General features: G+C 73.5%; 22 protein-coding genes and 1 riboswitch. Of the genes, 14 read left to right on the top strand and 8 right to left on the bottom strand.

The features are described 5' to 3' along the window. The first annotated feature begins 73 nt into the window (after window positions 1–73). Genes ACPXCB_RS28345 through ACPXCB_RS28355 form a run of 3 tightly spaced genes read left to right on the top strand, consistent with a single transcriptional unit; the run spans window position 74 to window position 3,147 of the window. A complete protein-coding gene (locus ACPXCB_RS28345; protein WP_425878941.1) occupies window positions 74–1,297 on the top strand; it encodes a nitric oxide synthase oxygenase in 1,224 nt (407 codons plus the stop codon). A 3-nt stretch (window positions 1,298–1,300) separates the two neighbouring features. Continuing rightward, window positions 1,301–2,521 carry a globin domain-containing protein gene (locus ACPXCB_RS28350; protein ID WP_425878897.1) on the top strand — a complete coding sequence of 407 codons (1,221 nt, stop codon included), beginning with the start codon at window positions 1,301–1,303 and terminating at the stop codon, window positions 2,519–2,521. Further along, entirely contained in the window at window positions 2,518–3,147 is a 630-nt protein-coding gene (locus tag ACPXCB_RS28355) for a DivIVA domain-containing protein (RefSeq protein WP_425878899.1), read from the top strand. Before ACPXCB_RS28350 ends, ACPXCB_RS28355 begins: the two co-directional genes overlap by 4 nt. Window positions 3,148–3,175: 28 nt before the next feature. On the opposite strand, the gene ACPXCB_RS28360 is transcribed toward ACPXCB_RS28355, so the two are convergent. Continuing rightward, window positions 3,176–3,835 (bottom strand): SDR family oxidoreductase, encoded by a 660-nt coding sequence (locus tag ACPXCB_RS28360; RefSeq protein ID WP_425878901.1) that lies wholly within the window; start codon window positions 3,833–3,835, stop codon window positions 3,176–3,178. A gap of 127 nt (window positions 3,836–3,962) precedes the next feature. Here ACPXCB_RS28360 and ACPXCB_RS28365 point away from each other — a divergent pair, with 127 nt between their 5' ends. Then, complete coding sequence (locus ACPXCB_RS28365; RefSeq protein ID WP_425878903.1) at window positions 3,963–4,823, top strand: NAD-dependent protein deacetylase; 861 nt, start codon at window positions 3,963–3,965, stop codon at window positions 4,821–4,823. 103 nt (window positions 4,824–4,926) lie between these two features. Continuing rightward, window positions 4,927–5,025: riboswitch (glycine riboswitch) on the top strand. Window positions 5,026–5,099: 74 nt separating this feature from the next. Further along, window positions 5,100–7,946, top strand: a complete 2,847-nt coding sequence (gene gcvP / locus ACPXCB_RS28370; protein ID WP_425878905.1) for an aminomethyl-transferring glycine dehydrogenase — start codon at window positions 5,100–5,102, stop codon at window positions 7,944–7,946. 128 nt (window positions 7,947–8,074) lie between these two features. On the opposite strand, the gene ACPXCB_RS28375 is transcribed toward gcvP, so the two are convergent. After that, window positions 8,075–8,275, bottom strand: a complete 201-nt coding sequence (locus tag ACPXCB_RS28375) for a DUF5999 family protein (protein WP_151456036.1) — start codon at window positions 8,273–8,275, stop codon at window positions 8,075–8,077. 123 nt (window positions 8,276–8,398) lie between these two features. Here ACPXCB_RS28375 and ACPXCB_RS28380 point away from each other — a divergent pair, with 123 nt between their 5' ends. Both ACPXCB_RS28380 and ACPXCB_RS28385 read left to right on the top strand, forming a co-directional pair. Then, window positions 8,399–9,610: a chorismate-binding protein gene (locus ACPXCB_RS28380; protein ID WP_425878906.1), complete on the top strand. Its 1,212-nt coding sequence runs from the start codon at window positions 8,399–8,401 to the stop codon at window positions 9,608–9,610. 124 nt (window positions 9,611–9,734) lie between these two features. Continuing rightward, window positions 9,735–11,366 carry an L-lactate permease gene (locus tag ACPXCB_RS28385; RefSeq protein WP_425878908.1) on the top strand — a complete coding sequence of 544 codons (1,632 nt, stop codon included), beginning with the start codon at window positions 9,735–9,737 and terminating at the stop codon, window positions 11,364–11,366. A 13-nt stretch (window positions 11,367–11,379) separates the two neighbouring features. On the opposite strand, the gene pip is transcribed toward ACPXCB_RS28385, so the two are convergent. After that, entirely contained in the window at window positions 11,380–12,339 is a 960-nt protein-coding gene (gene pip, locus ACPXCB_RS28390; RefSeq protein WP_425878910.1) for a prolyl aminopeptidase, read from the bottom strand. Window positions 12,340–12,389: 50 nt separating this feature from the next. Between pip and ACPXCB_RS28395 the strand changes: the two genes are divergently transcribed. From ACPXCB_RS28395 to ACPXCB_RS28405, 3 genes are all read left to right on the top strand, one after another. Beyond that, window positions 12,390–12,968 carry a MarR family winged helix-turn-helix transcriptional regulator gene (locus ACPXCB_RS28395; RefSeq protein WP_425878911.1) on the top strand — a complete coding sequence of 193 codons (579 nt, stop codon included), beginning with the start codon at window positions 12,390–12,392 and terminating at the stop codon, window positions 12,966–12,968. Between the two features lie 32 nt (window positions 12,969–13,000). Then, window positions 13,001–14,617, top strand: coding sequence for a hypothetical protein (locus ACPXCB_RS28400; RefSeq protein ID WP_425878913.1), 1,617 nt, complete (start codon window positions 13,001–13,003; stop codon window positions 14,615–14,617). Between the two features lie 124 nt (window positions 14,618–14,741). Next, window positions 14,742–17,441 carry a hypothetical protein gene (locus ACPXCB_RS28405; RefSeq protein ID WP_425878914.1) on the top strand — a complete coding sequence of 900 codons (2,700 nt, stop codon included), beginning with the start codon at window positions 14,742–14,744 and terminating at the stop codon, window positions 17,439–17,441. Between the two features lie 21 nt (window positions 17,442–17,462). On the opposite strand, the gene ACPXCB_RS28410 is transcribed toward ACPXCB_RS28405, so the two are convergent. Together ACPXCB_RS28410 and ACPXCB_RS28415 are read right to left on the bottom strand one after the other, a co-directional pair. Further along, on the bottom strand, window positions 17,463–18,281 hold the full coding sequence (locus tag ACPXCB_RS28410) for an ABC transporter permease (RefSeq protein ID WP_425878915.1): 819 nt from the start codon (window positions 18,279–18,281) through the stop codon (window positions 17,463–17,465). Next, window positions 18,278–19,261, bottom strand: coding sequence for an ATP-binding cassette domain-containing protein (locus ACPXCB_RS28415; protein ID WP_425878917.1), 984 nt, complete (start codon window positions 19,259–19,261; stop codon window positions 18,278–18,280). The genes ACPXCB_RS28410 and ACPXCB_RS28415 overlap by 4 nt, the downstream gene beginning before the upstream one ends. 73 nt (window positions 19,262–19,334) lie before the next feature. On the opposite strand from ACPXCB_RS28415, the gene ACPXCB_RS28420 reads away from it, so the two are divergent. Both ACPXCB_RS28420 and def read left to right on the top strand, forming a co-directional pair. Further along, window positions 19,335–20,123: a TetR/AcrR family transcriptional regulator gene (locus ACPXCB_RS28420; protein ID WP_425878918.1), complete on the top strand. Its 789-nt coding sequence runs from the start codon at window positions 19,335–19,337 to the stop codon at window positions 20,121–20,123. Between the two features lie 10 nt (window positions 20,124–20,133). Further along, complete coding sequence (gene def, locus ACPXCB_RS28425) at window positions 20,134–20,643, top strand: peptide deformylase (RefSeq protein ID WP_425878919.1); 510 nt, start codon at window positions 20,134–20,136, stop codon at window positions 20,641–20,643. 50 nt (window positions 20,644–20,693) lie between these two features. Here the strand turns inward: def and ACPXCB_RS28430 are convergent, their stop codons facing one another. Beyond that, window positions 20,694–21,470 carry a GNAT family N-acetyltransferase gene (locus ACPXCB_RS28430; RefSeq protein WP_425878921.1) on the bottom strand — a complete coding sequence of 259 codons (777 nt, stop codon included), beginning with the start codon at window positions 21,468–21,470 and terminating at the stop codon, window positions 20,694–20,696. A gap of 48 nt (window positions 21,471–21,518) precedes the next feature. Continuing rightward, a complete protein-coding gene (locus ACPXCB_RS28435) occupies window positions 21,519–21,887 on the bottom strand; it encodes a winged helix-turn-helix transcriptional regulator (protein ID WP_425878922.1) in 369 nt (122 codons plus the stop codon). Between the two features lie 100 nt (window positions 21,888–21,987). On the opposite strand from ACPXCB_RS28435, the gene ACPXCB_RS28440 reads away from it, so the two are divergent. After that, window positions 21,988–22,599, top strand: a complete 612-nt coding sequence (locus tag ACPXCB_RS28440) for a malonic semialdehyde reductase (RefSeq protein ID WP_425878923.1) — start codon at window positions 21,988–21,990, stop codon at window positions 22,597–22,599. 35 nt (window positions 22,600–22,634) lie between these two features. Here the strand turns inward: ACPXCB_RS28440 and ACPXCB_RS28445 are convergent, their stop codons facing one another. After that, window positions 22,635–23,408 (bottom strand): sulfite exporter TauE/SafE family protein, encoded by a 774-nt coding sequence (locus ACPXCB_RS28445; RefSeq protein WP_393168629.1) that lies wholly within the window; start codon window positions 23,406–23,408, stop codon window positions 22,635–22,637. Window positions 23,409–23,606: 198 nt separating this feature from the next. On the opposite strand from ACPXCB_RS28445, the gene ACPXCB_RS28450 reads away from it, so the two are divergent. Continuing rightward, a complete protein-coding gene (locus ACPXCB_RS28450) occupies window positions 23,607–24,386 on the top strand; it encodes an endonuclease/exonuclease/phosphatase family protein (RefSeq protein ID WP_425878924.1) in 780 nt (259 codons plus the stop codon). Window positions 24,387–24,396 lie beyond the last annotated feature (10 nt).

Here is a 24,396-nt window from a genome sequence, read left to right on the forward strand (position 1 = left end):
AGGCAGCGGGCGGCGACGCTTGCCCGACGATCGGATTGAAAGCGAAGTGCAGACCGACGTGGATGCCGGCGCGATGGCGGCGGGTGCCGACGTGCGGGCCGGGGGCGCGGGGGGTTGTCCCGTGCCGCACGCGTCCGACTCGCTGGTGGACGTGACGGCGGAGGCGGTGGAGTTCCTGCACCTGTACCACGAGGAGCGTCGGCTGCCGGGGGTGGCAGACCGGGTCGCGCGGGTGCGGGAGGAGATCGCGGTGACCGGCACGTACCGGCACACCGGCGACGAGTTGGTGCACGGCGCGAGGGTGGCGTGGCGGCAGTCGGCGCGCTGCGTGGGGCGGGTCCGGTGGGCGGGGTTGAGGGTCCGCGACCGCCGTGGGGTGACGACGGTGGCGGGCATCGCGGGGGAGTTGGCGCGGCATCTGGCGGTGGCGGACAACGGCGGGCGGATCCAGTCGGTGATGACGGTGTTCGCGCCGGACCGGCCGGGGGTGGGTCCGCGGGCGCGGCTCTGGAACGACCAGCTGATCCGCTACTGCGGGCACCGGATGGACGACGGGTCGGTCCTGGGTGATCCGGCGCAGGTGGCGATGACGGACGCGGTGCGGGCGCTGGGGTGGCATCCGCCGCCGGTGCCGGGCCGGTTCGATCTGCTGCCGTGGGTGGTGGAGACGGCGTACGAGGATCCGACGTGGGTGGAGACGCCGCGGGAGCTCGTGCGCGAGGTCGCCCTGACGCATCCGGCGTATCCGTGGTTCGCGGAGTTGAGGTTGCGCTGGCATGCGCTGCCGGTGATCAGCAACATGCGGTTGCGAGTGGGTGGGGTGGACTACAGCTGCGCCCCGTTCAACGGGCACTACCTGGGCGACGAGGTCGGCACCCGGAACATGGGTGACGGGGACCGGTACGACCAGTTGCTGCCGGTGGCGCGGGGGTTGGGGTTGGACACCTCGCGGGAGGACACCCTGTGGCGGGAGCACGCGGCTCTGGTCATCAACCAGGCGGTGCTGCACTCGTTCCGTTCGGCGGGGGTGCGGGTGTCGGATCCGCACACGGAGTCGGAGCTGTTCATGCGGTTCTGCGCGCAGGAGGAGCGGGCGGGCCGGCCGGTGCACGGCGACTGGTCGTGGCTCAACGGCAGTGTGGGGTGGGCGGCGTTGCACGCGGTGCACCACCGGTACTACGACACCCGGGTGCCGAACCCGAACCTGTGGCAGACCGGTCGTGCGTACGGTTCGGTGGGCGTCGAGGCGCTGTCCCTGCGGCAGCGGCACGACGTGGCCCGTCGGCGGGAGGGCTGAGGCATGGACGTGGTGGCGCTGCGTCAGAGTTGGGCTCAGCTCTCGGTGGCCGGGCCGGAGGCGGCGAAGTACTTCTACGCGACGTTGTTCCTGATCGCGCCGGAGACGCGTGCGATGTTCCCGACGAACATGCAGTACCAGCAGGACAAGTTGCTGGCGGCGTTGGGGCACATCGTCACCCATGTCGACGACGAGCGGGAGGTGACGGCGTTCGCGCAGCGGTTGGGCGCCGATCACCGGCGATTCCAGGGCGAGGATCGGCAGGGCCGGCCGGTGCCGTTGGCGGAATGGCACTACATCCGGGTCGGGCAGGCGTTGCTGGCGACGTTGGAGCGGTTCTTGGGTCCACGGTGGACGCCACAGTTGCACGCCGAGTGGGCCGCGGCGTACGAGTTGGTGGCGCGGTTGATGCTGGCCGGGGCGGTGGAGGCGGAGCGGACGTCGCCGCCGTACTGGGAGGCGGAGGTCCTGGCGGTGCAGCGGCGGCGGGCCGACGTGTGTGTGTTCACGGTCCGTCCGAACTACCTGTGTGAGTACCTGCCGGGGCAGTCGCTGCCGGTGCAGGTGCCGCAGTTGCGGACGTGGCGGTATCTGTCGCCGGCGAACGCGCCGCGTCCGGACGGGACGATCGAGTTCCACGTGCGGGCGGCGGGCCGGTTCTCCACGCATCTGGTGCGCAGGCTGCGGGAGGGTGACCGGGTGCTGCTGGGCTCGCCGGTGGGGACGGCGTTGTCGTCGTACGACCGGTCGCCGGGCCTGCCGTTGCTGCTGGTGGCGGGGGGCACCGGGGTGGCGCCGCTGCGGGCGGTGGTGGAGGCGTTGCGGCTGGGTCCGGGGCGCTCGACGACGCTGGTGGTGGGGGGACGGACCCCGGACGACCTGTACGACGACGTGGCGTTGCGGGAGTTGGCGGCGGCCGCGTCGGCGCAGTCGTGGCAGTCCGGGTGGCTGCGGTACGTGCCGACGGTGGAGTCCGGCTGGCAGTGGCAGGGGGCGGTGGGCACGGCCGGCGAGACCGCGGTGCGGTTGGGTCCGTGGCACGACACCGAGGTGCTGGTGTGTGGCGGTCCGGAGATGACCGGGGCGACGGTTGCCGCGTTGACGGCGTCGGGGGTGCCGCCGGAGCGGATCCTGGTGGAGAGTTACGACCATTCCCTGTATCCGCCGCTGGCGGGCGCTGCCGCCGCCGCGCCGGACGACTTCAGTTGGACGGGTGTGCGATGAGTGTCGACCACGGCGACCGGGTGGTCGCCGATGCGCACGGTGAGCTGACCCGGGCCGTGGGCGCGTTGGAGGCGCGCCGGTTCCGGGGCGACCGGTGGCTGTCGGCGGATGAGGTGGCGGGCCTGGCCCGGTCGGCCGACGAGCGGTTGGCGCTGTTGGGCGGTGAGGTGGACCGGTTGCGGCGGGAGAATGAGGGCCTGGCGCGGCAGGTGGAGATGTTGCGTCACGGTGCGTTGCCCAGCACCGGCGCGCAGGGCCCGGATCCGATGGTGATCGAGTTGGCGGTGCGGGCGCAGGACGAGGCGAACCGGACGATCGGTGAGGCCAGCGCGGAGGGTGCGGAGATCATCGCGGAGGCGCGGCGGCAGGCCGACGAGATCATCGCCGAGGCGCACGTGCTGGCTGGGGGTGTCGCCGGCCCGTCGGGGGCGGGGGGCGAGGAGTTGCGGCGGCAGGTGCGGGAGTTGGAGGGCCGGCAGGCGGCGTTGGTGGCGGCGGTGGCGACGGCGCAGCAGCACCTGAGCCGGTGGCATGCGTACCTGTCGGAGCAGTCGGAGCAGTTGCGGTCCGACGCGGAGGCGGCCGGGGCGGTCGGCGCGCAACTGCGGGCCGTGCTCGGCGAGTAGCGGCGTCGCCTGCCCGCGGGGAGGCGGGTCAGCGGCGGTCGACGGCGGCGACGGCGTCGGCGATGGGGGTGTTGCCGCCGACGAGTTCCAGGATCGCGCCGGCGCTGTGCGGGTGGTGGAGCAGGGCGACGAGGACCCGGGCGACGTCGGTGCGGGTCACGGCGCCGGCGGGGGCGTGTCGGGCGAGGGTGATCCGCCCGGTGGGCGCATCGTCGGTGAGCCGGCCGGGTCGCAGGATCGTCCAGTCGAGGTCGCGGCCGGTCAGGTCGTCCTCGGCGGCCTTCTTGGCGCGCAGGTACGCCGCGAACACCTCGTCGGTGCCGGCGGGTGGTTCGCCTTCCACACCCATCGAGGACAGCAGCAGGTAGCGGCGGACGTCGGCGCGTCGCGCGGCGTCGGCGAGCAGGACGGCGCCGGCCCGGTCGACGGTGTCCTTGCGGGCGGCGCCGCTGCCGGGGCCGGCGCCGGCGGCGAAGAGGACGGCGTCGGCGCCCTCGAGGTGGGCGGCGAGTTCGTCGGCGCCGACGTGTTCGAGGTCGGCGACGACGGGCTGGGCGCCGGCGGCCCGCAGCGCGGCGGCGTGGTCGGGGTTGCGGATCAGCCCGACGGCGGTGTCGCCGCGGCCGGCGAGTTCGCGGTGGGTCAGTTGGGCGATCTTGCCGTGTCCTCCGGCGATGACGACGCGCATACCGCCAACCTAGCCGCCGTCGGGGTGCGGCGCGCCCGGACGGCGCTGCCGGTGCCGGTGGGCCGGGCGGCGTGTGGTGTGCGGGCCGTGTTCGCCGTCGGGTCGTCGCCTGAGGCAGCATGGACGGGTGACGGAGACGGTCGACGCGCTGGCCGGCCTGGTGGCCGGCGGTGGGGTCGTGGTGTTGAGCGGGGCGGGCCTGTCCACCGAGTCGGGCATCCCGGACTACCGGGGGCCCAGTGGCGCGGCGCGGCGGCACACCCCGATGACGTACCAGGTGTTCACGCGTGACGCGCAGGCGCGGCGGCGCTACTGGGCGCGCAGCCATCTGGGGTGGCGGATGATCGCGCGGGCGGCCCCGAACGAGGGGCACCGGGCGGTGGCGCGGCTGCAGGCCGGCGGGCTGGTCGAGGGGATCATCACGCAGAACGTGGACGGGCTGCACACCGCCGCGGGCAGCCCGCGGGTGGTGGAGTTGCACGGCCGCCTCGACGAGGTGGTGTGCCTGGGCTGCGGTAACCGGACGTCGCGGGAGGAGTTGGACCGGCGGCTGCGGGAGGCGAACCCGGGCTTCGACGCGCGGGTCGCGGCGGTCAACCCGGACGGTGACGTGGATCTCGCCGACGACGAGGTGGCCCGGTTCCGTACGGTCGACTGCACGTTCTGTCGGGGCGGCATGCTGAAGCCGGACGTGGTGTTCTTCGGGGAGACGGTGCCGGCGGCCCGGGTGTCCCGCTGTTTCGAGTTGGTGGCGCGGGCGCGGCTGCTGCTGGTGCTGGGTTCGTCGTTGACGGTGATGTCGGGTCGCCGGTTCGTGGTGCGCGCGGCGAAGCTGGGCATTCCGGTGGTGATCGTCAACCAGGGCCCGACCCGGGGCGACGGGTATGCGGCGTTGACCGTCAACGCGCCGCTGGGGCGGCTGCTGCCGGCGTTGGCCGACCGGACGGCCGGCGACGCCGCCGCGGGGCTGGCGGGCGTCGGCCGGTAGCGGCCCGCCGGGGGCGCGGGCCGGCCGGTCATCGACGGTCGTCGCCGGCGGGGGTACGACCGCCGGTGGGCGGTGCGGCGCTGGTAGCGTTGACCATGCCGGCAGCACTCACGTGGGAGAGACCGCCCAGCAGCATCCCGGGCGGCGCCGAAGGGGCAAATCCTCCCCGGAACCTCTCAGGCAAAAGGACCTCGTGGGCAGGCACTGTGGAGCGCCCCGCGGGCGCGACAGAGGGGGAGGCCGACCTGTCGACCTCGCCCCCCGGGAGCGCCGCCCATGACCGCAGAGCAGTTCGCCGCCCGCCACATCGGCCCGGAGCCGGACGACGAGCGCCGGATGTTGGAGGCCGTCGGCTACGGCTCGGTCGAAGAGCTGATGGACGCGGCGATTCCCGAGGTGATCCGCTGGCACGGCACCCTGGACCTGCCGGAGCCGGCCAGCGAGCACGACGCCCTCGCGGAGTTGCGGGCCCTGGCGGCCCGCAACACGGTGGTCGTGTCGATGATCGGTCTGGGCTACCACGGCACGCACACCCCGGCGGTGATCCGCCGCAACGTGCTGGAGGACCCGGCCTGGTACACGGCGTACACGCCGTACCAGCCGGAGATCAGCCAGGGGCGGCTGGAGGCGCTGCTGAACTTCCAGACCATGGTCACGGACCTGACGGGGCTGGCCACCGCGAACGCGTCGATGCTCGACGAGGGCACCGCCGCGGCGGAGGCGATGACGCTCGCGCGCCGCGCGTCGAAGAGCAGGAGCCCGGTGTACGTGGTCGACGCCGACACCCTGCCGCAGACCATCGCGGTGATCACCAGCCGGGCCGAGCCCCTCGGCATCGACGTGCGGATCGTCGACACCGGGCGCGACGAGTTGCCGGCGGAGTTCTTCGGGCTGCACCTGCAGTACCCGGGGGCGTCCGGGGCGGTGCGTGACCAGGCGGGTCTGGTCGGGGCGGCGCACGCGGTCGGGGCGTTGGTGACCGTGGCGGCGGACCTGCTGGCGCTGACGCTGCTGCGCGCGCCGGGGGAGATCGGCGCCGACATCGCGGCCGGCACCACCCAGCGTTTCGGCGTGCCGATGGGCTTCGGCGGGCCGCACGCCGGCTACCTGGCGGTACGGGCGGGGCTGGAGCGGATGCTGCCGGGCCGGCTGGTGGGCGTGTCACGTGACGCGGACGGCAACCCGGCGTACCGGCTGGCGTTGCAGACCCGGGAGCAGCACATCCGGCGGGAGAAGGCGACCAGCAACATCTGCACGGCGCAGGTGCTGCTGGCGGTGATGGCCGGCATGTACGCCGTCTACCACGGCCCGGACGGGCTGCGGCGCATCGCCCGCCGTACCCATGACATGGCCGTGCGGTTGGCGGCGTCGCTGCGGGGTGTCGGCGGCGTCGAGGTGGTGCACGAGGCGTTCTTCGACACCGTCCTGGTGCGGGTGCCCGGCGGCGCCGAGGCGGTGGTCGCCGACGCCGCGGCCCGGGGGGTGAACCTGCGGCTGGTCGACGCCGACCACGTGGGGGTGTCCTGCGACGAGACGACCACCCCCGCGCACCTGCGGAAGGTGTGCGACGCGTTCGGGGCGGTCGTGGCCGGGCGGCCGGTGGCCGTGGCGGACGCGCCGGTCGAGGACGCGTTGCCGGCGGCGCTGGCCCGTACGTCGGACTTCCTCACCCATGCGGTGTTCCGCAGTCACCACTCGGAGACGGCGATGCTGCGCTACCTGCGGCGGTTGTCGGACTTCGACTACGCCCTGGACCGGGGGATGATCCCGCTCGGGTCGTGCACGATGAAGCTCAACGCCACCACCGAGATGGAGCCGGTGAGCTGGCCGGAGTTCGCGCACGTGCACCCGTTGGCGCCGGACGCGCAGACCACCGGCTACCGGGAGATGATCTCCCAGTTGGAGGGGTGGCTGGCGGAGGTGACCGGTTACGACGCGGTCAGCGTGCAGCCCAACGCCGGTTCGCAGGGTGAGCTGGCGGGTCTGCTGGCGATCCGGGCGTACCACCGCCAGCGGGGCGAGGCGCACCGGGACGTGTGTCTGATCCCGTCGTCGGCGCACGGCACCAACGCCGCCAGCGCGGTGATGGCGGGCATGCGGGTCGTCGTGGTGGGCTGCGACGACGGCGGCAACATCGACCTGGTGGACCTCGACGCGAAGATCGACAAGCATCGGGACGCCCTCGCGGCGATCATGGTGACGTATCCGTCGACGCACGGGGTGTACGAGACGGGCATCGCGTCGTTGTGCGCGAAGGTCCACGACGCCGGCGGTCAGGTGTACGTCGACGGGGCGAACCTCAACGCGCTGGTCGGGTTCGCCAAGCCGGGGAAGTTCGGGGCGGACGTGTCGCACCTGAACCTGCACAAGACGTTCTGCATCCCGCACGGCGGCGGCGGTCCGGGGGTGGGTCCGGTGGCGGTGCGGGCGCACCTGGCGCCGTTCCTGCCGGGCGATCCGCTGGGCGTGCACGTCGACGGCCGGCCGGCGATCTCGGCGGCGCGGTACGGGTCGGCGGGGATCCTGCCGATCCCGTGGGCGTACCTGCGGATGATGGGCGCGGCGGGGCTGGTGCGGGCCACCGGTGTGGCGGTGCTGGCGGCGAACTACGTGGCGGCGCGGCTGCGCGGGCACTTCCCGGTGCTGTACGCGGGCAACAAGGGCCTGGTGGCGCACGAGTGCATCCTGGACCTGCGGCAGCTGACGAAGGCGACGGGGGTGAGCGTGGACGACGTGGCGAAGCGGCTCATCGACTACGGGTTCCACGCGCCGACGATGTCGTTCCCGGTGGCGGGGACGCTGATGGTGGAGCCCACCGAGAGCGAGGACCTGGCCGAGCTGGACCGGTTCTGCGACGCGATGATCGCCATTCGGGCGGAGATCGACCGGGTGGCCTCGGGGGAGTGGCCGGCGGGCGACAACCCCCTGGCCAACGCTCCGCACACCGCGGCGATGGTGTCGGGCGACGAGTGGCCGCATCCGTATCCGCGGTCGGTGGGCGCGTACCCGGCCGGGGTGCGGCGGGCCGGGAAGTACTGGCCGCCGGCGCGGCGCATCGACGGCGCGTACGGCGACCGGAACCTGGTGTGTTCCTGCCCGGCGCCGGAGGCGTTCGAGGACTGACGTCCGTGACGCCGGGGCGGTCGTGGTGCCGCCCCGGCGGGTGCGTCGACCAGGTTGGGGGGTGTCCCGACCGGGGGACCAGCCTGGAGATCGACGAGTGTAAAAGGCGTTACGTAGCGTGACAGGGGTCAGGCTACGAGGGCGTGTCGGGCGGGGCCGCGGTGGGGGGCGATGCTGCTGCCGTCGGGGAGGAGTTCGCCGGTGTCCTCGAAGACGATGACACCGTTGCAGAGCAGGCTCCAGCCCTGCTCAGGGAAGCAGGCGAGGACTCGGGCGGCGTCCCGGTCGGTCGCTTCGGCGGAGGGGCAGGTGGGTTGGTGCTGGCACATCGGGATCTCCGGACTGTGGGGGCACTGTGTCATGGTTCACATGACCAGTGACGCACAGTACCAAGCGAAAGTGGCCGGCATCGAGCAGGTATGCGCGTCGTTTTTCCGAAATCCACTGAACGGATGAGGCAGGATGGGCCGGACGGCGTGGACACGCTCCCAGGGCTGACGGTCGGCACGCCGGGAGCGCCGGCCGGCTGCCGCCGTACCCTCGTCGAGCGGGCCCGCTGGCAGTGGCGGCCCGCCGACGGCGGCGACCCGGCGGCGCGGGCCGAGGAGTTCCTCGCCGCGCACGGCCTGCCGCTGCACGACCTGGCCCGCCCCGCCGGCCGCCACGACGCGGCCGGGATGTGCGGGGCCGCTCTCTACGTCTCCGCGGCCGCCGGCGCCGCCCTGGTCGGCGCGCCGGCCGGCGCCGCCAACCCCGTGACCGGGCTTCCCGAGGTCGCCGTGGTCGTCTACGGCCACGGCCCGGGCACGCCGCCCGGCGCAGCAGTCGCCGCCACTGGTGCGCCCGCCACCCCCTGGTGGCGCGGCGCCTTCGCGGAGAGTTGGACGCCCCGCCAGCATGCCGACGCCGTGACCGCGGTCCGCGCGGCGATCGGCCGCGGCGACGTCTACCAGGTCAACGTCGTCGGCCACGCCGCCGCCCGCTACACCGGCGACCCCCTGCCGGCCCTGAGCCGGCTGGCCGCGCTGCCCGGCGCCCGCTACGGCGGCACCCTCGCCGGGGCGGGCTGGGCGATCGGCTGCGCCAGCCCCGAGACCCTGGTGGAGCTGACCGACGGGCGGTTGATCACCAGGCCGATCAAGGGCACCCGGCCGGCCACCGCCGCCGGCCGCGCGGAACTGCTCGCCTCCGCCAAGGAACGCGCCGAGCACGTGATGATCGTCGACCTGGAACGCAACGACCTGGCCCGCGTCGCCCGCACCGGCAGCGTGCGCGTCGACGACCTGTTCGCCGTACGCCGGTGGTGCGACCTGTGGCAGGCGGAGTCGACGGTCTCCGCGGCGGTCGCCGACGGGCTCGGCCTGGCGGACCTGCTGCGCGCGGTCTGCCCCGGGGGCTCGGTCACCGGCGCTCCGAAGCTCGCCGCCCTCGACCGCATCGCCGCGCTGGAGCCGGTCGGGCGGGGCGCCAGCATGGGCGCGCTCGGCTGGGTCGCCCCGGGCCGTATCGACCTGGGCCTGACCATCCGCACCGCCGCCGTGGACGCCGAGCGGGTGCACGTCTGGGCGGGCGGGGGCATCACGTGGGGCAGCGATCCCGACGCCGAGGTCGCCGAGGCCGCCGCGAAGGCCGCCCCGGTGCGCGCCACACTCGTTGGCGGCTGAGCGGCGCGGGTCGCACCGGCCGGGCTGCGCACGTTGGAAGAGGCGCCGCGCCGGCCGCGTCCGGTGAGATGGGCCGTACTCCACGCCACCCGGGCCGGGGGCGTGCGCAGCCAAGGCGGTCCCGATGTACCAGCAACCCCTGCAACCCGTCGGTGGGTCGCTCGCGCTGAGCGCCGCCTGCGCCGCGCTGCCCCTGCTCACGCTGTTCGTACTGCTCGGAGTCGTGCGTACGCGGGCCTGGGTGGCGGCGTTCGGCGCGCTGTGCGTGGCGGTCGTGCTGGCCTGGTGGCTGTGGGGGATGCCGCTGCCGCAGACGCTGCTGGCCGCCGGCCAGGGCGCCACCTTCGCCCTCTTCCCGCTCGTCTGGACGTTCGGCACGGCGATCTGGATCCACCGCCTGACCGTGCACACGGGGCACTTCGACACGCTGCGGCAGGGCTTCGCCCGGATCAGCGACGACCGCCGCGTGCAGGCCCTGGTGATCGCGTTCTGCTTCGGGTCGCTGCTCGAGGCCCTGGCGGGGCAGGGCACGCCGGTCGCCGTGACCACGGTCATGCTGCTGGCCCTCGGCTTCACCCCGCTGCGGGCGGCCGCCGTGGCGCTGGTCGGCAACACGGTGCCGGCCGCCTTCGGACCCCTCGGCCTGCCGATCACCACCCTCGCCGGCGTGACCGGGCTGCCCGCCACGGAGTTGGGCATGATGGCCGGCCGGCAGGTCCCGGTGGTCGCGGTCGTCGTCCCGCTGGTCCTGCTCGCCGTCGCCGACGGCCGCCGGGGCGTACGCGAGCTGTGGCGTCCGGCGCTGGCGTGCGGGGGTGCCTTCGCGGTGGCCCAGTTCGTCACGGCGAACTGGTTGACGGCCACCCTCGCCGACATCACCGCCGCGTTCGCGGGGGCGGGCGTCCTGCTGCTCGTCGTCCGCCGTGGCGCGGTGCGGCGGACGGTTGCCGTGCCGGTCGGCGGCGGGCCGCCGGAGCGCGACGGCGACCTGCCGCCGGAGCCCGACACGCCGGCCCCGGCGGGATCCCGCTGGCGGGCGTACGCGCCGTACGCGACGATCGTGGCGGTCTTCGCCGTCTCCCAGGTGCCGGCCGTCAAGCGGTTGCTCGACGCCGGCACCCTCGCGGTCTCCTGGCCCGGACTGCACGTCGTCACCGCCTCCGGTGACCCGTCACCGCTGACGACGTTCCGGTTCGCCTGGCTCGCGGCCCCCGGCTCGCTGCTGCTGGTGGCCGGCCTGATCACGGTGGCGCTGCTGCGGGTGCCGCCGCGCGAGGCCGTCGGGCTCTACGGGCGCACCCTGTTCGAACTGCGGTGGGCCGTGCTGACGGTGGTCGGGCTGCTGGCGCTGTCGTTCACCATGAACGCCTCCGGGCAGGTCGCCACGCTGGGCGTCTGGATGGCCGGCGCGGGCGGCCTCTTCGCCGTGCTGGCGCCGGTCCTCGGCTGGCTCGGCGTCGCCCTGACCGGCTCGGACACGTCGTCCAACTCCCTGTTCGGCGCGCTGCAGGTGGCCGCGGCGCAGCGGGCCGGCCTCGATCCGGTCCTGCTGGCCGCGGCCAACGCCTCCGGCGGCACCCTCGGCAAGATGATCAGCCTGCAGAACCTCACGATCGCCGCCGCCGCGGTCGGACTCACCGGCCGCGAGGGCGACCTGTTCCGGCGGATGTTCGGCCCGAGCGTGCTGCTGCTCGCCCTGATGTGTGTGCTGGTCGGGCTGCAGGCGACGCCCCTGCTGTCCTGGATGGTGCCGTAGCCGGCGCGGGTGCCTAGCGGCGCTCGGCGAAGTCGTCCAGTGCCGCCACGACCCGCTCCGCCATGCCGTTGCCCGCCCCGTGCCCGGCGGTCTCCAGCAGTTCCAGCCGGGCGTCGGGCCAGGCCTGGGCCAGCTGCCACGGCACCTCCGGCGGGCTGCTGATGTCGAGCCTGCCGTGCAGCAGCACGCCGGGGATGCCGGCTAGCCGCCCCGCCTCGCGCAGCAGTTGCCCCTCCGGCAGGAAGCATCCGTTACGCCAGTAGTGGGTGACCAGCCGGGCGAACACCGTCCGGAACACCGGGTCGTCGTAGCGGGGGTCGGGCCGGTGGCCGGGGGCGGTGGCGACGTGGCTGTCCTCCCAGTCGCACCACTGCCGCGCCGCCCGTTCGCGCACCGCCGGGTCCGGGTCGGCCAGCAGCCGGGCGTACGCGTCGGCCAGGTTGCCGTCGCGGTCGGCCGGCGGCACGCCGTCACGGAAACGCGCCCACTCGGCCGGGAAGATCCGCCCCATGTCCCGGGTGATCCACTCGATCTCCCGTCGGGTGCCGGCGGTCACGCTGAACAGCACCAGCTCGCTGACCTGTCGCGGGTGCCGCTGCGCGTACGCCAGGGCGAGGGAGGCGCCCCAGGAGGCGCCGAGCACCAGCCAGCGGTCCACGCCGAGGTGCTCGCGCAGCAGTTCGATGTCGGCGATCAGGTGGTCGGTGGTGTTGGTGGACAGGTCCAGGTCCGGGTCGGCGGCGTGCGGGGTGCTGCGGCCGCAGCCCCGCTGGTCGAACAGGGCCACCCGGTAGCGGGCCGGGTCGAACAGGGTCCGCCAGCCGGGCGTGCAGCCGGAGCCGGGACCGCCGTGCAGCACCACGGCGGGCTTGCCGTCCGGGTTGCCGCAGGTCTCCCAGTGCACGCGCTGCCCGTCGCCGACGTCGAGCATCCCGTGCGCGTACGGCTCGATCGGGGGGTACCGCTGCGCCATCGTCGTCCCCTTCGTCATCATCGATACAACAGCGCTGTTACATTAGCGGAGTGACAGCCGTACCTGAACGTGAGGCCCTGGGCACGCTGCTTCGGCACGTGCTCGACGTGCTCGACGGCGACGTCGCCGCGGTCTACGCCGAACGGGGCCTGCCCGACTACCGGCCCCGGTTCTCGCCACCGCTGCGGGTGCTGGTCGCCGAGGGCCCACTGCCCATCCGCGACCTGGCCCGCCGGGTCGGGGTCACCCACTCGGCGGCCAGCCAGACCGTCGCGCAGATGGCCCGCGCCGGCCTGGTCGAGTTGACCGCGGGGGCGGACGCCCGGCAGCGCATCGTGCACCTCAGCGACCGGGCCCGCGAGCTGCTTCCGCTGATCGAGGCGGAGTGGGCGGCGACGACCGCCGCGATACGCGAACTGGACGCGGAACTGGCGGTGCCGCTGGCCGACGTGCTGCACGGGGTCCTCGCCGCGGTGCGCCGACGGCCGCTGCGCCAACGCATCGCCGACGCGGGCCTGCCGCCCGCCCCGGACCCGGGCCCGCCGCCGGCCGCACCACACCGACGGCGGCCGACCCACCCGCAGGCCCCGCGTGCCGGCTCCGCACCCGATGTCGGCAATTTGTCCTGACGTGCACCGGCCAACGGTTGCAGACTGTGCCGGTGGCCATCACCCTCACCGTCCGCGTGGTCGACGCCAACCTCGGCGCGGTGCCCGGCGCGCTCGTCGTGCTCGACGCAGGGCAGGGGACCACGGACGGGGCCGGGCGCTGGAGCACCGTCGTGTCCCACCAGCCGACGGTGCCGCAGATCCGGGTCAGCCATCCGGCGTACGTCGCCGAGCGGGTGACCTTCACCGGAGACATGCGCTCCGCGACGTGGGACAACTCCCTCGCCCGCCGCGCGGTCTCCGGCGACGACGTGACGATGACCGTGACACTCGGGCGGATGGACCCGTCGCCGGTCGTCGCGCTGTCCGATGCCGACGTCACGCGGATCATGGCCAGCAGAGGGCGCGACCCGAGGGCCGCACGGGTCGTGGGCTGGCCCGGCAACCCCAGGATCCACACCTACGCGGGGCACTACAACAACACGCTGACGTTCCGTCAGGCCAACCGGGAGCTGTTGAAGCCCGCGGCCGCCGCCGAGACCGACGCGGGCTGGGACCGGTTCGGCGAGAAACGTGAGGTCACGGTCAACATCGCGGCGTTGAGCCGGTTCCACTTCCTGGAGTACGCCGCGACGCAGTCCGATCCGAAGTTCGTCGTCGCCGTGGTGTCGCCGAACCTGCCGGACCCCAAGCCCGTGACGAGTCTGGACTTCGTCGTCTACTGCAGCCCCAGCACCGGCGACTACACCGCCCGGTACCCGTACGGGCTGGTCAACGCGGCGGCACCGATCCAGGAGTACCTGCACCTGGCCAAGAAGCACCTTCTCGACGAGGGTTTCCTCGCCTTCCAGTCGCTGGGCTGGGGCAACCGCTCGGTGCTGGTGATGCCGCTCTTCCCGCAGGGGCAGTGGGGGCCGTTCGCGACCGGCGAGGGGCTGCTGCGAATGTTGCGTGAGGTCGCGGTGTTCCTGCACCGGCAGTGCCGCACCAGCAGCCTAGGGCTGCGCAAGCCCGACGCCACCACGTACGAGTTGGCCGGGCCCAACCTGCGGACGATCTTCCCGCCGCTCTACTCCGGTGACTTCGGCGCGGTGCCCGGCGTCGGGCAGGTGGCGGTCGCCGGCTTCAGCCAGGGCATGGGTGCGGTCAAGGCCCTCATGTCCGACCTCACCTTTCCCGTCGGGCTCAACTCCACTCTCTGGGGCGTGCCGATGGGTGGCGGCACCGACGGCCGCCGGGAGTGGGCCCGCGCGTTTCGCGAGGTGTGGGACCTCGACGGCCACCACAGCGGCACCGGTGGTTGGCGCGCCTACCTCGACCTGCTGCGGGTGTGGTTCAACCACGACCCGGGCCGGGTCGTACGCAGCTACCACTCGGGGGACACCGGCCCGCCCGACCCGCTGACGGACCCCCATCCGGTGTGGAAGGACCTGCGCGGCGGCGGCCTCGACCTCGACCGTCCGACGCCACCGGCACGGGGCACGTTCTGGGCGCGGCTACTGCAGAACGCCCGCTGGACGGACCTGCGGGTGTCGAACCCGTACGTGAACGGCAGTTCGGGACCGCAGCTGCCGGTGTTCCTCGACCCGCACCACACCATCCCCCGGATCGGGTTCTCGCACGCCCTGTCGATGACCACACTCGGCCGGGCGCCGGCGACGCGTCCCTAGCCCGCCTGCGCCGGGCCCGCGCGGCGGAACAGGGACAGACGGACATCCGATTACCGCAGGATGCGAGCCCGTCGCAGACCGTACGATCCGGGCGTCACCCCCGCGCATCGGCCGAAGGGGCATCATGGCGATCACCGTCACGTTCAGCGGCAAGGCTCCCGTCGCCGGGGCCGACCCCGGCTACCGGATCTGGTCCTACACGATCGAGCCCAACCCGCCCGGGGAGATCCCGGCCAACCAGCGGATCGCCCTCGGTCTGCCACGCGACATGGACGTCCGGGACCCCAGCGAGTTCCCGAACACCCCCGCGCTGGCCAACATGTTCCTCATCCGCGAGGCCGGCTCGTCGCGTCAGTACGCCGGCCGGGTCACCAGTTCGGCGGGCACGCAGACCATCTCGTTCGTCGCTCCGGTCGCCGAGGCCACCGCCGAGACGCTGCTGGTCAAGCTGGTGACCGGCCAGTCGCCGGTTCCGCTGCCCTTCGCCACCGTCCCCGGCGGCACACCGGCTCCGGCGCAGGTGCTGACCGCGCCCGTCAACGGCCCGCCGGCGCACACCGGCCGGCCCCTGACCGCGTTCGCCGGCACCCTGCCGTACGCCAGCGAACTGTTCGGCATCTACCAGCCGCTGGCGGGCTGGTTCGGCATGCAGAGCGCGCTGCGCGTCGCCCACGGCGCCACCGACCGCGCCCTGGTGGATCTCAGCCACGCATCGTTCGCCAGGGCCGAGGCGGCGAGCACGCTCGACGACGCGGCGCTCACCGCCCTGGCGGAGCACTTCGACGCCCCGATCCGTGGGGTGCTCTCGCCGGTGGGGCTGGTGAATCTCTTCCGGCAGTACTTCTTCGAGTTCGACACGTTCCTCGGTCCGCCCGCCGGGCACCTGTGGCTCAGCCCCGGCGGCACCGTGGAACTCGTCGAGACCAGCACGCGGCGCACCCTGGTCGAGAAGACCGCCGAGCAGTTCGAGGAGACCACCCGCAAGGTCGAGGAGAGCCTGACGGAGCAGGAGGACATCGCCAACGCGGTCAAGGAGGACAACGCCAACGACACCAAGCTCGGCATCAGCGCCTCCGGCGGCGCCAACGTCGGTGTCTACCACGCGGACGCCAGCGCCAGCTTCAGCCTGAACGCCACGGTGAAGCGGTCCTCGGAGGAGACCCACAAGCACTCCCGTACGCAGAGCGCGAAGGTCACCAGCGAGATCAAGAGGAACTACAAGACGACGTTCAAGACGGTGACCGAGAGCACCGACCTGTCCAGCCGCCGCTACCTCGTGCAGAACACCACGGGCAAGCTGGTGAACTACGAGCTGCGGCGCAAGATGCGCAAGGTCGGTGTGCAGGTGCAGCACATCGGCGGGCGGCTGTGCTGGCAGGTGTACCTGCCCGCGCCGGGACGCAACCTGGGCCTGGGGGATCTGGTGCACCTCGTCGCGGCGCCGGACCTCACCGCGCTGCGGAAGCCGGAGCCGCCACCGCCGCTCGTGGCCAGGACGACCCCGTTCACCGGGACGTTCCCCATCCGCAAGGTGCGGGACACCCAGGACCCGCCGGAAGCGAACATGGAGTTCGTGCACCATTCCCCTCCGGACGCCGAGGGGATCACCGACCACGACAACGCCATCCACGCCGTGGCCCGCATCGACTTCACTCCGTCGCCGCCCGAGCGGGGCTACAAGCTGAAGGACGCGCGACTCGTCTCTGTCGCACCGGGTCGCGCGTTCGTGCCCGACCTGATCCGCGCCAACCAGGAGCAGACCGGCTTCGCGGTCTTCGCGAAGTTCTTCAATTCGGGCGACCTCAGCCCGATCAGCCTGACCTTCGACGTCACGTGGGACCCACCGCAGACCAACGAGGCCCACGACCGCTACCACGAGGAGTTGAAGGCCTACCAGGCGCAGGTGGCGGAGCTGCAACGCACGGCGTACGCCTCGGCCGTGCGGGACCGGCTCGGTCTGCTCAGCGCCATGCGCCCCCGGCCGTCGCAGGACCTGCGCACCGAGGAACGCCAGGCGATCTACGGCAGCCTGATCCAGAAGCTGAAGCCGTTCGACCTGTTCGCCGACCTGTATCTGGGCTCGGAGCTGCTCCGGCAGATCTTCGACGTCGACGAGATGCTGTACTTCGTGGCACCGGACTACTGGCGGCCCCGCGAGGTCACCCCGCCACCCACCACCCCGCCGGCGCCGGCCCCGCCCACCCAGAGCAGCCTCGGCAAGTACCCGGTGCGCGACCCGAGCGTCCTCGCGGACCGCACCGTGGTCACCTGGTACTCCCACACCGACAAGACGAACGCGATGAATCCGGACGGCACGGTCTCCGACGAGTGGCGGGTGAACTACCTCATCACCGAGCAGACCCAGCCGGCCCCCTCGGGCAGCTCACTGGGCTGGTTGATCCAGGCCGACGGCGACGCGCGCCGCAACGAGTTCCTCAACGCCGCGTGGGCCAAGGCGGTCCTGCCGGTGCGACCCGGGCGCGAACAGGCGGCGCTGGAGTGGCTCAAGCAGGCCAACGTGGAGGGGCAGGCGGCACTGGGGCTCGCCTACCCGTTCCAGGAGGGCGATCCCGAGGAGTACCGGAACAAGACGGTCGGGCAGGTCCTGAACATCCTCGCGCTCAAGTTGCAGAAGGACAACACGCAGATCGCCAACACCCTCGTGGCCGAGAAGGTCTTCGAGAACGGGTTCGACCCGCTCGACGGCGGCTTCCGCCCGGCGGCCCCGTACGAGATCTTCGACCAGTGGATCGAGGTGCTGCCCACCGACCAGGTGGTGGCGGTGGAGGTGAGCTACGACCCCCGGACCGGCCAGCAACTGTGACGCCACCGGCTCGGACGTCCGTCACCGGCCGAGCCCGCGGTACCGGCGTACCGCCAGGGGCCCGAACACGGCCGTCAGCAGCAGCGGCCAGGCCACAGCGAGCGCGACGGCGTGCTGCGCGGCGAACGACTCGCCGCCCCAGCCGGGGTTGCCGAACAGTTCCCGGCAGGCCGCGACGGTCGCCGACAGCGGGTTGTACCCGGCGACGGCGGCGAGCCAGCCGGGCATGGTGTCGGGGGAGACGAACGCGTTGGAGGTGAACCCGACCGGCCAGACCAGGATCTGCAGCACCACCACCGACTCGGGTGTGCGCAGCACCAGCGCCAGATGGATGCCGACCCAGATCAGGGCGAAACGCAGCAGCAGGAGCAGCCCGACGGCGGCCAGCGCCGCCGCTGCCCCGGCCCGCCACTGCCAGCCGACGGCGACCCCGCAGGCGAGCATGACGACCAGAGCGGCGGCGCAGTGCAGCAGGTCCGCGGCGGCCCGGCCGGTGAGCACCGCCGAGGGCGTCATCGGCAGGGACCGCAACCGGTCGGTGACACCGCGCGCGGTGTCGGTGGCCACGGCCGCGTACGTCGACTCGATGCCGAAGAGCACCGTCATGGCGAACATGCCGGGCAGCAGGAACTCCCGGTAGTCGCCGCCGCCGGGCACGCTCATCGCGCCGCCGAACAGGTAGCCGAACATCAGCACCATCAGCACCGGGAAGAGCAGCCCGACGACGAACTGCCCGGGTTGGCGCCGCCAGTGCGCCAGCGCCCGGCCGGTGAGGGTGACGGCGTCGGCGACGGCCCAGCGCAGGCGCTGCGGCGCGGGGTGCACGCCCGTCGTGCTCATGCGCCCACCCTGTCCTCGTCGGGGCGGGTGGTGGGGGAGTCGCCGTCGGTGAGCCGCAGGAACACCTCGTCGAGGGTGGGGCGGCGCACCGCGACGTCGGCGGCGGTGAGGCCGGCGTCGTCGAGGGCCCGCAGCACGGCGGCCAGCGCGGCCACCCGCCCGGTGACGGCGACGCTGAGGCACAGGCCCGCCGCGTCGACGAGCGGGGTCGCGGCGACGGCGGCGCCGACGACGCGTACCGCCCGGTCCAGGTCGTCGGCGCGGGTCAGCACGACGTCGACGCGGTCGCCGCCGAGGGCGGTCTTCAGCTGCTCCGGGGTGCCGTCGGCGACGACCCGCCCGGCGTCGACGACCCGGACGGTGTGGGCGAGCTGGTCGGCCTCCTCCAGGTACTGGGTGGTCAGCAGCACGGTGGTGCCGCCGGCGACGAGCCGGCGCACCGCGTCCCACACTTGCGCCCGGGCGCGCGGGTCGAGGCCGGTGGTGGGCTCGTCGAGGAAGAGCACCGGCGGGTCGAGGATCAGGCTCGCCGCGAGGTCGAGGCGCCGGCGCATCCCGCCGGAGTACGTGCCGACCGGCCGGTCGGCGGCGTCGGTCAGGTCGAAGCGGGCGAGCAGGTCGGTGGCCCGGGCGCGGGCCCGCGCGCCGCCGAGGTGGTGCAGCCGGCCGAACAGGACCAGGTTCTGCCGGCCGCTGAGCACCTCGTCGAGCGCGGCGTGCTGACCGACCAGGCCGATGCGGGCACGGACCCGCTCGGGGTGGCGCAGCACGTCGGCGCCGGCCACCCGCGCCGCACCGGCGTCGGGCCGCAGCAGGGTGCTCAGCACCCGTACCGCCGTGGTCTTGCCCGCCCCGTTCGGGCCGAGCAGGCCGCACACGGTGCCGGCGGGCACCGTGAGGTCGAGGCCGGCGAGGGCCTGCGTGCCGCCGTAGCGCTTGCGCAGTCCCTCCGCCTCGACGGCCGGTCCGTCGTCGTGCATCCGCGCCCTCCATCCACTCGACCCGTACAGCGTACCGTACGCCATACGGTACGGCGGACGATACAGTGCCGGGATGACGACCGAGTACAGCGGCACCGGCGACCCCGCGCGCAGCCTCGCCCTGCTCTGGCGTACCCGCGAACGCACCAGCCGCAAGGGCCGGCCCGACCTGTCGGTCGACCGCATCGTGCGCGCCGCCATCGACGTGGCCGACGCCGAGGGCCTCGCCGCCCTGTCCATGCGCCGCGTCGCCGAACGACTCGGCGTCGGCACCATGTCCCTCTACACCTACGTCCCCGGCAAGGGCGAACTGCTCGACGTCATGCTCGACACCGTCTACGGCGAGACCGCCCGCCCCGACGACGTGCCCGGCGGCTGGCGGGAGCGGCTCACCCACGTCGCCCGCGAGACCTGGGCGCTCTACCTGCGCCACCCCTGGCTGCTGCAGGTCGCCACCACGCGCCCCCCGCTGGGCCCCAACGTCATCGCCCGCTACGAGCACGAACTGCGCGCCGTCGACGGCATCGGCCTGACCGACCTGGAGATGGACGCCGTCGTCACCCTCGTCTCCGGCTACGTCCACGGCGCCGTGCGCAGCGCCGTGGAGGCCGCCCAGGCCGCCGCGCGCACCGGCATGACCGAGCAGCAGTGGTGGCAGGCCCACGCCCCCTACCTGGAGAAGGCCCTCGACCCGCGCCGCTACCCCCTCGCCGCCCGCGTCGGCACCGCCGCCGGCCAGGAGTACCAGGCCGCCGCCAACCCCCACGGCGCCTTCGAGTTCGGCCTGGCCCGCATCCTCGACGGCATCGAGGTCCTCGTCGCCACCCGCCCGGATGCCGCCGCCACGACCGGCGAGCGATAACCTGGCCGACATGACGATGCGCCCCATCAGGATCATCGGTGACCCCGTGCTGCGCACCCCCAGCGAGCCCGTCACCAGCTTCGACGCAGAACTGCGCGCCCTGGTCACCGACCTGATGGACACCCTGCTCGGCGCCCCGGGCCGCGCCGGCGTCGCCGCCCCCCAGATCGGCGTCAACGCCCAGGTGTTCGTCTACGACGCCGACGGCCACCGCGGCCACCTGGTCAACCCGACGCTGGAACTGTCGGAGGAGTTGCAGGACGACGACGAGGGCTGCCTGTCCATCCCCGGCCTCTACTTCCCGACCTCGCGCGCCCTGCACGCCACCGCCCACGGCTTCGACCAGCACGGCGAGCCGCTGACCATCTCCGGCAGCGGCTTCCTCGCCCGGGCCCTGCAACACGAGACCGACCACCTCGCCGGCCGCCTCTACGTCGACACCCTGCGCGGCGACACCCGCCGCAAGGCGCTGCGGGAGATCCGCGCCGGCCGCTTCGACTCACCCAGCCGCCGCGGCTGACCCGGCCCGCGCGCCGCGCCGGCGGGGACGGCACCCGGCCCGCGCGGCGCTCACCTGTCGTGGGCGCGCAGCGCGTACTCGCCGTAGTCGGCCACCCGGGTGAAGCCCAGCCGCCCGTAGAGCCGCAACGCCGCCGCGTTGTCCGCCTTCACGTTGAGCGTGACGTGCGTGACGTGCCCGCGCAGCCGCCGGCACAACGCGGCCACCACCGCACCGGCCAGCCCCCGCCCGCGCAGCCGGGGATGGGTGGTCACGTTGCCCAGCGCCGCCACCCGGTACGCCGGGGAGAACACGTGCACCCCGGCGACCGCCACCAGCTCACCGCCGTCGCGCACGCCCACGTACTGGCCGGTGTCGAGCATCCGCGGGTCGAACCAGTTGCCCGGGTAGGCCACGTCGTACAGCCGCCGCAGCGCCGGCAGGTCGCCGGCGTCCAGCACCGATCCCGCCGGAGCCACCGCGTCCAACCGCGCCACATCGGTCAGCGCCATCCGGTAATGCGGGCCGGCCGCGTCCATCCGGAACACCCCGGCCAGGGCCGGCTCCAGGCCGGGGGACAGGTGCGCCCACAGGCGGGCCGGCAGCACCGGCGCCAGCTGGCGCAGCAGCGCCGCCAGCCGGTCCACCCGTGGCGGGGCCGCGAACGCCAGCAACGTGGGCGGGTCCGCGCCGTGGTAGAGCAACGCCACCTCCTCGTCCCGGCGGAACCAGGAGGTGTACGGCCAGAAGAAGTCGTCCAGGTCACCCAACTGGTACGCGTGCAGCACCGGGTCCCGCCCGAGCAGCGCGGCCAGGACGGTCCGGTCGTGTTCGGCGCGTACCGGCATCCGCCGATGATCACACACCCGGGGCGCTCCGCCCGGCGCCGGGCGTGCTCAGCAGCCCGGCGGGGTGGCCGCCTCCGGCTCGGCGGGAAGGTTCTCGTGCGCCCACCGACCCAACGCGTCGAGCACCGGCAGCAGCGCCGCGCCCGGCCCGGTGAGCTCGTAGCTCACCCCCACCGGGGGACCCTGCCGGACGCTGCGGCTGACCAACCCGACCCGCACGAGCTCGCCCAGCCGGTCGGAGAGCACCGACTCGCTGATCCCGGGCAGAGCACGGGTCAGCTCGGCGAACCCGGCCGGCCCGTCGGCGAGGGTGCTCAGGAGCATGCCGTTCCACCGCTTGCCGAGAAACGCGAAGGCCCGGGCGACGCCCCCGTCACACGTGCGGGGCGTGTCGCCCACCTGTGGCCTGACCGTCATGACCCCAGGATACGGCGGACATCCCCCGAACAAGGGACTAGTAAAAAGCTAGCTGCTACCGTTACCGAAGCAAGCCAGCCGACTCGATGGAGACACCCCGATGACCGACGTCCACTCGCCCCTGATCGACCTGGACCCCGAGGCCCAGGCGCTGCTGTTCACCGACGCCCGCACCGCCAACACCTTCACCGACGAACCGGTCACCGACGAACAACTCCAGGCGATCTTCGAACTCGCCAAGTTCCCACCCACCGCCGCCAACACCCAGCCCCTGCGCATCCTCTACGTGCGCCCCGGCGAGGCCCGCACCCGCCTGGTCGCCCACATGAGCGAAGGCAACAAGGCCAAGACCGCCAGCGCCCCCATGGTCGCCGTACTCGCCGCGGACACCGACTTCCACGAGTTCATCCCGCAGGTCTTCCCCATCCGACCCCAGATGCGCGACGACCTCGCCGGCAAGCCCGAGGCACGCGAGGGCATGGCCCGCTTCAACGCCACCCTCCAGATCGGCTACTTCCTGCTCGCCGTCCGCGCCGCCGGCCTCGCCGCCGGCCCCATGGGCGGCTTCGACGCCGCCGGCATCGACCGCGAGTTCTTCGCCGACAGCTCCTGGAAGACCCTGCTCGTGGTCAACATCGGCCGCCCCGGCGAGAACGCCTGGTTCCCCCGCCTGCCCCGCCTCGACTACACCGACGTCGTCCGACACGCCTGAGTCACCGGCACCGGCGACCAGTGGGTGGCGACCCGTCAGGCCGCCACCCACTGGTCGAAGCCCAACTTGCCGACCAACGCCAGCACCACCACCAACAGCACGACCCGTACGAAACCCGAGCCACGCCGCAACGCCATCCGCGCCCCCAACGCCGCCCCCGCGATGTTGCACACCGCCATCGCCGCCCCGAGCAGCCACCACACGTGCCCGGTCGCGGCGAACACCGCCAACGCCCCCAGGTTCGTGCCCACGTTCACGACCTTCGCCATCGCCGAGCCGTGCACGAAGTCCGCCCCCACCAGCGCCGTGAACGCCACCACCAGGAACGTCCCCGTACCCGGACCCACCAGCCCGTCGTACAGGGCGATACCCACCCCGGCCACCGCGACCGCCACACCCACCCGCACCCGCGTACGCCGATGCGGCTGCGCCACCACCCCCAACCGCGGACGCAACACCACGAACGCCGCCACCGACACCAACACCACCAGCACCACCGGCCGGTACGCCGACGCCGGCACCGCCCCCGCCAACGCCGCACCCACCCCGGCGCAACACATCGCCAGCACCGCCGACGGCCCCGCCACCGCCCAGTCGATCTTCGTACGGCGCGCGTACGTCACCGCCGCCGTCGTCGTACCCGCGATCGCCGTCAACTTGTTCGTGGCCAACGCCGACGCCACCGGCATCCCCGGCGCCGCCACCATCAACACCGGCAACAGGAGCAGACCACCACCGCCCACCACAGCGTCGATCCAACCGGCCATCGCGGCCGCGGCGAGCAGGGTCGTCAACGACAGGGGATCCACATCCACGGGCCGCCATTCTGCCCACCACCACCCGCCCCACGACGCCGCCTGTGGCCAGCCTCACCAGAACCGCAGGTCACCGACCCCGCCGCCGGCGCAGCCACACACCCACCGAACCCAGGGCCACGAACAGCAGCATCGAACAGAACAACACCTTCAGCACCCAGCAACCCTCCCACGGCCACGTAGGGTGCAAACGTGCGCCTGGCCACCTTCAACCTGCTGCACGGCCGGTCCCTCGCCGACGGACTCGTCGACCCCGACCGGCTCACCGCCGCCGTCACCGCCCTCGACGCCGACGTCCTCGCCCTGCAGGAAGTCGACCGCGACCAGAGCCGCAGCGGCAAACTCGACCTCACCGCCATCGCCGCCCGCGCCCTCGACGCCAGCGAACACCGCTTCGCCGCCGCCGTCGTCGGCACCCCCGGCGAACAGTTCCGCCCCCTCACCCACGACGACGACGGACACGGCGAACCCTGCTACGGCGTCGGCCTCGTCACCCGCCACCGCGTCCACACCTGGCAGGTCACCCGACTGCGCCCCGCCCCCGTACGCTCACCCGTCTACGTCCCCGGCCCACGCGGCGGACTCATCCTCCTGCGCGACGAACCCCGCGTCGTGCTCGCCGCCGTCCTCGACACCCCCCACGGCCGACTCACCGTCGCCGCCACCCACCTGTCCTTCGTGCCCGGCTGGAACGCCCACCAACTCCGCCAGACCGTCCGCGCCCTGCGCACCCTGCCCGCCCCACGCATCCTCCTCGGCGACCTGAACCTGCCCGCCGGCCCCGCCCGGCTCCTCACCGGCTGGCGCCCCCTCGGCCGCCGCCCCACCTACCCGGCCGGGCAACCCCGCGTCCAACTCGACCACATCCTCGCCGACCGCCACGGCCTCGACCAGCTGCCACCCGTCACCGCCGTGCACACCCCCCTGTCCACCATCTCCGACCACCGGCCCCTGCTGGTCGACCTCGGCTGAGCACCAGCAC

Origin of the sequence: Micromonospora sp. DT62 (genome assembly GCF_049847285.1) — a bacterium.
Classification (GTDB): domain Bacteria; phylum Actinomycetota; class Actinomycetes; order Mycobacteriales; family Micromonosporaceae; genus Micromonospora; species Micromonospora reichwaldensis.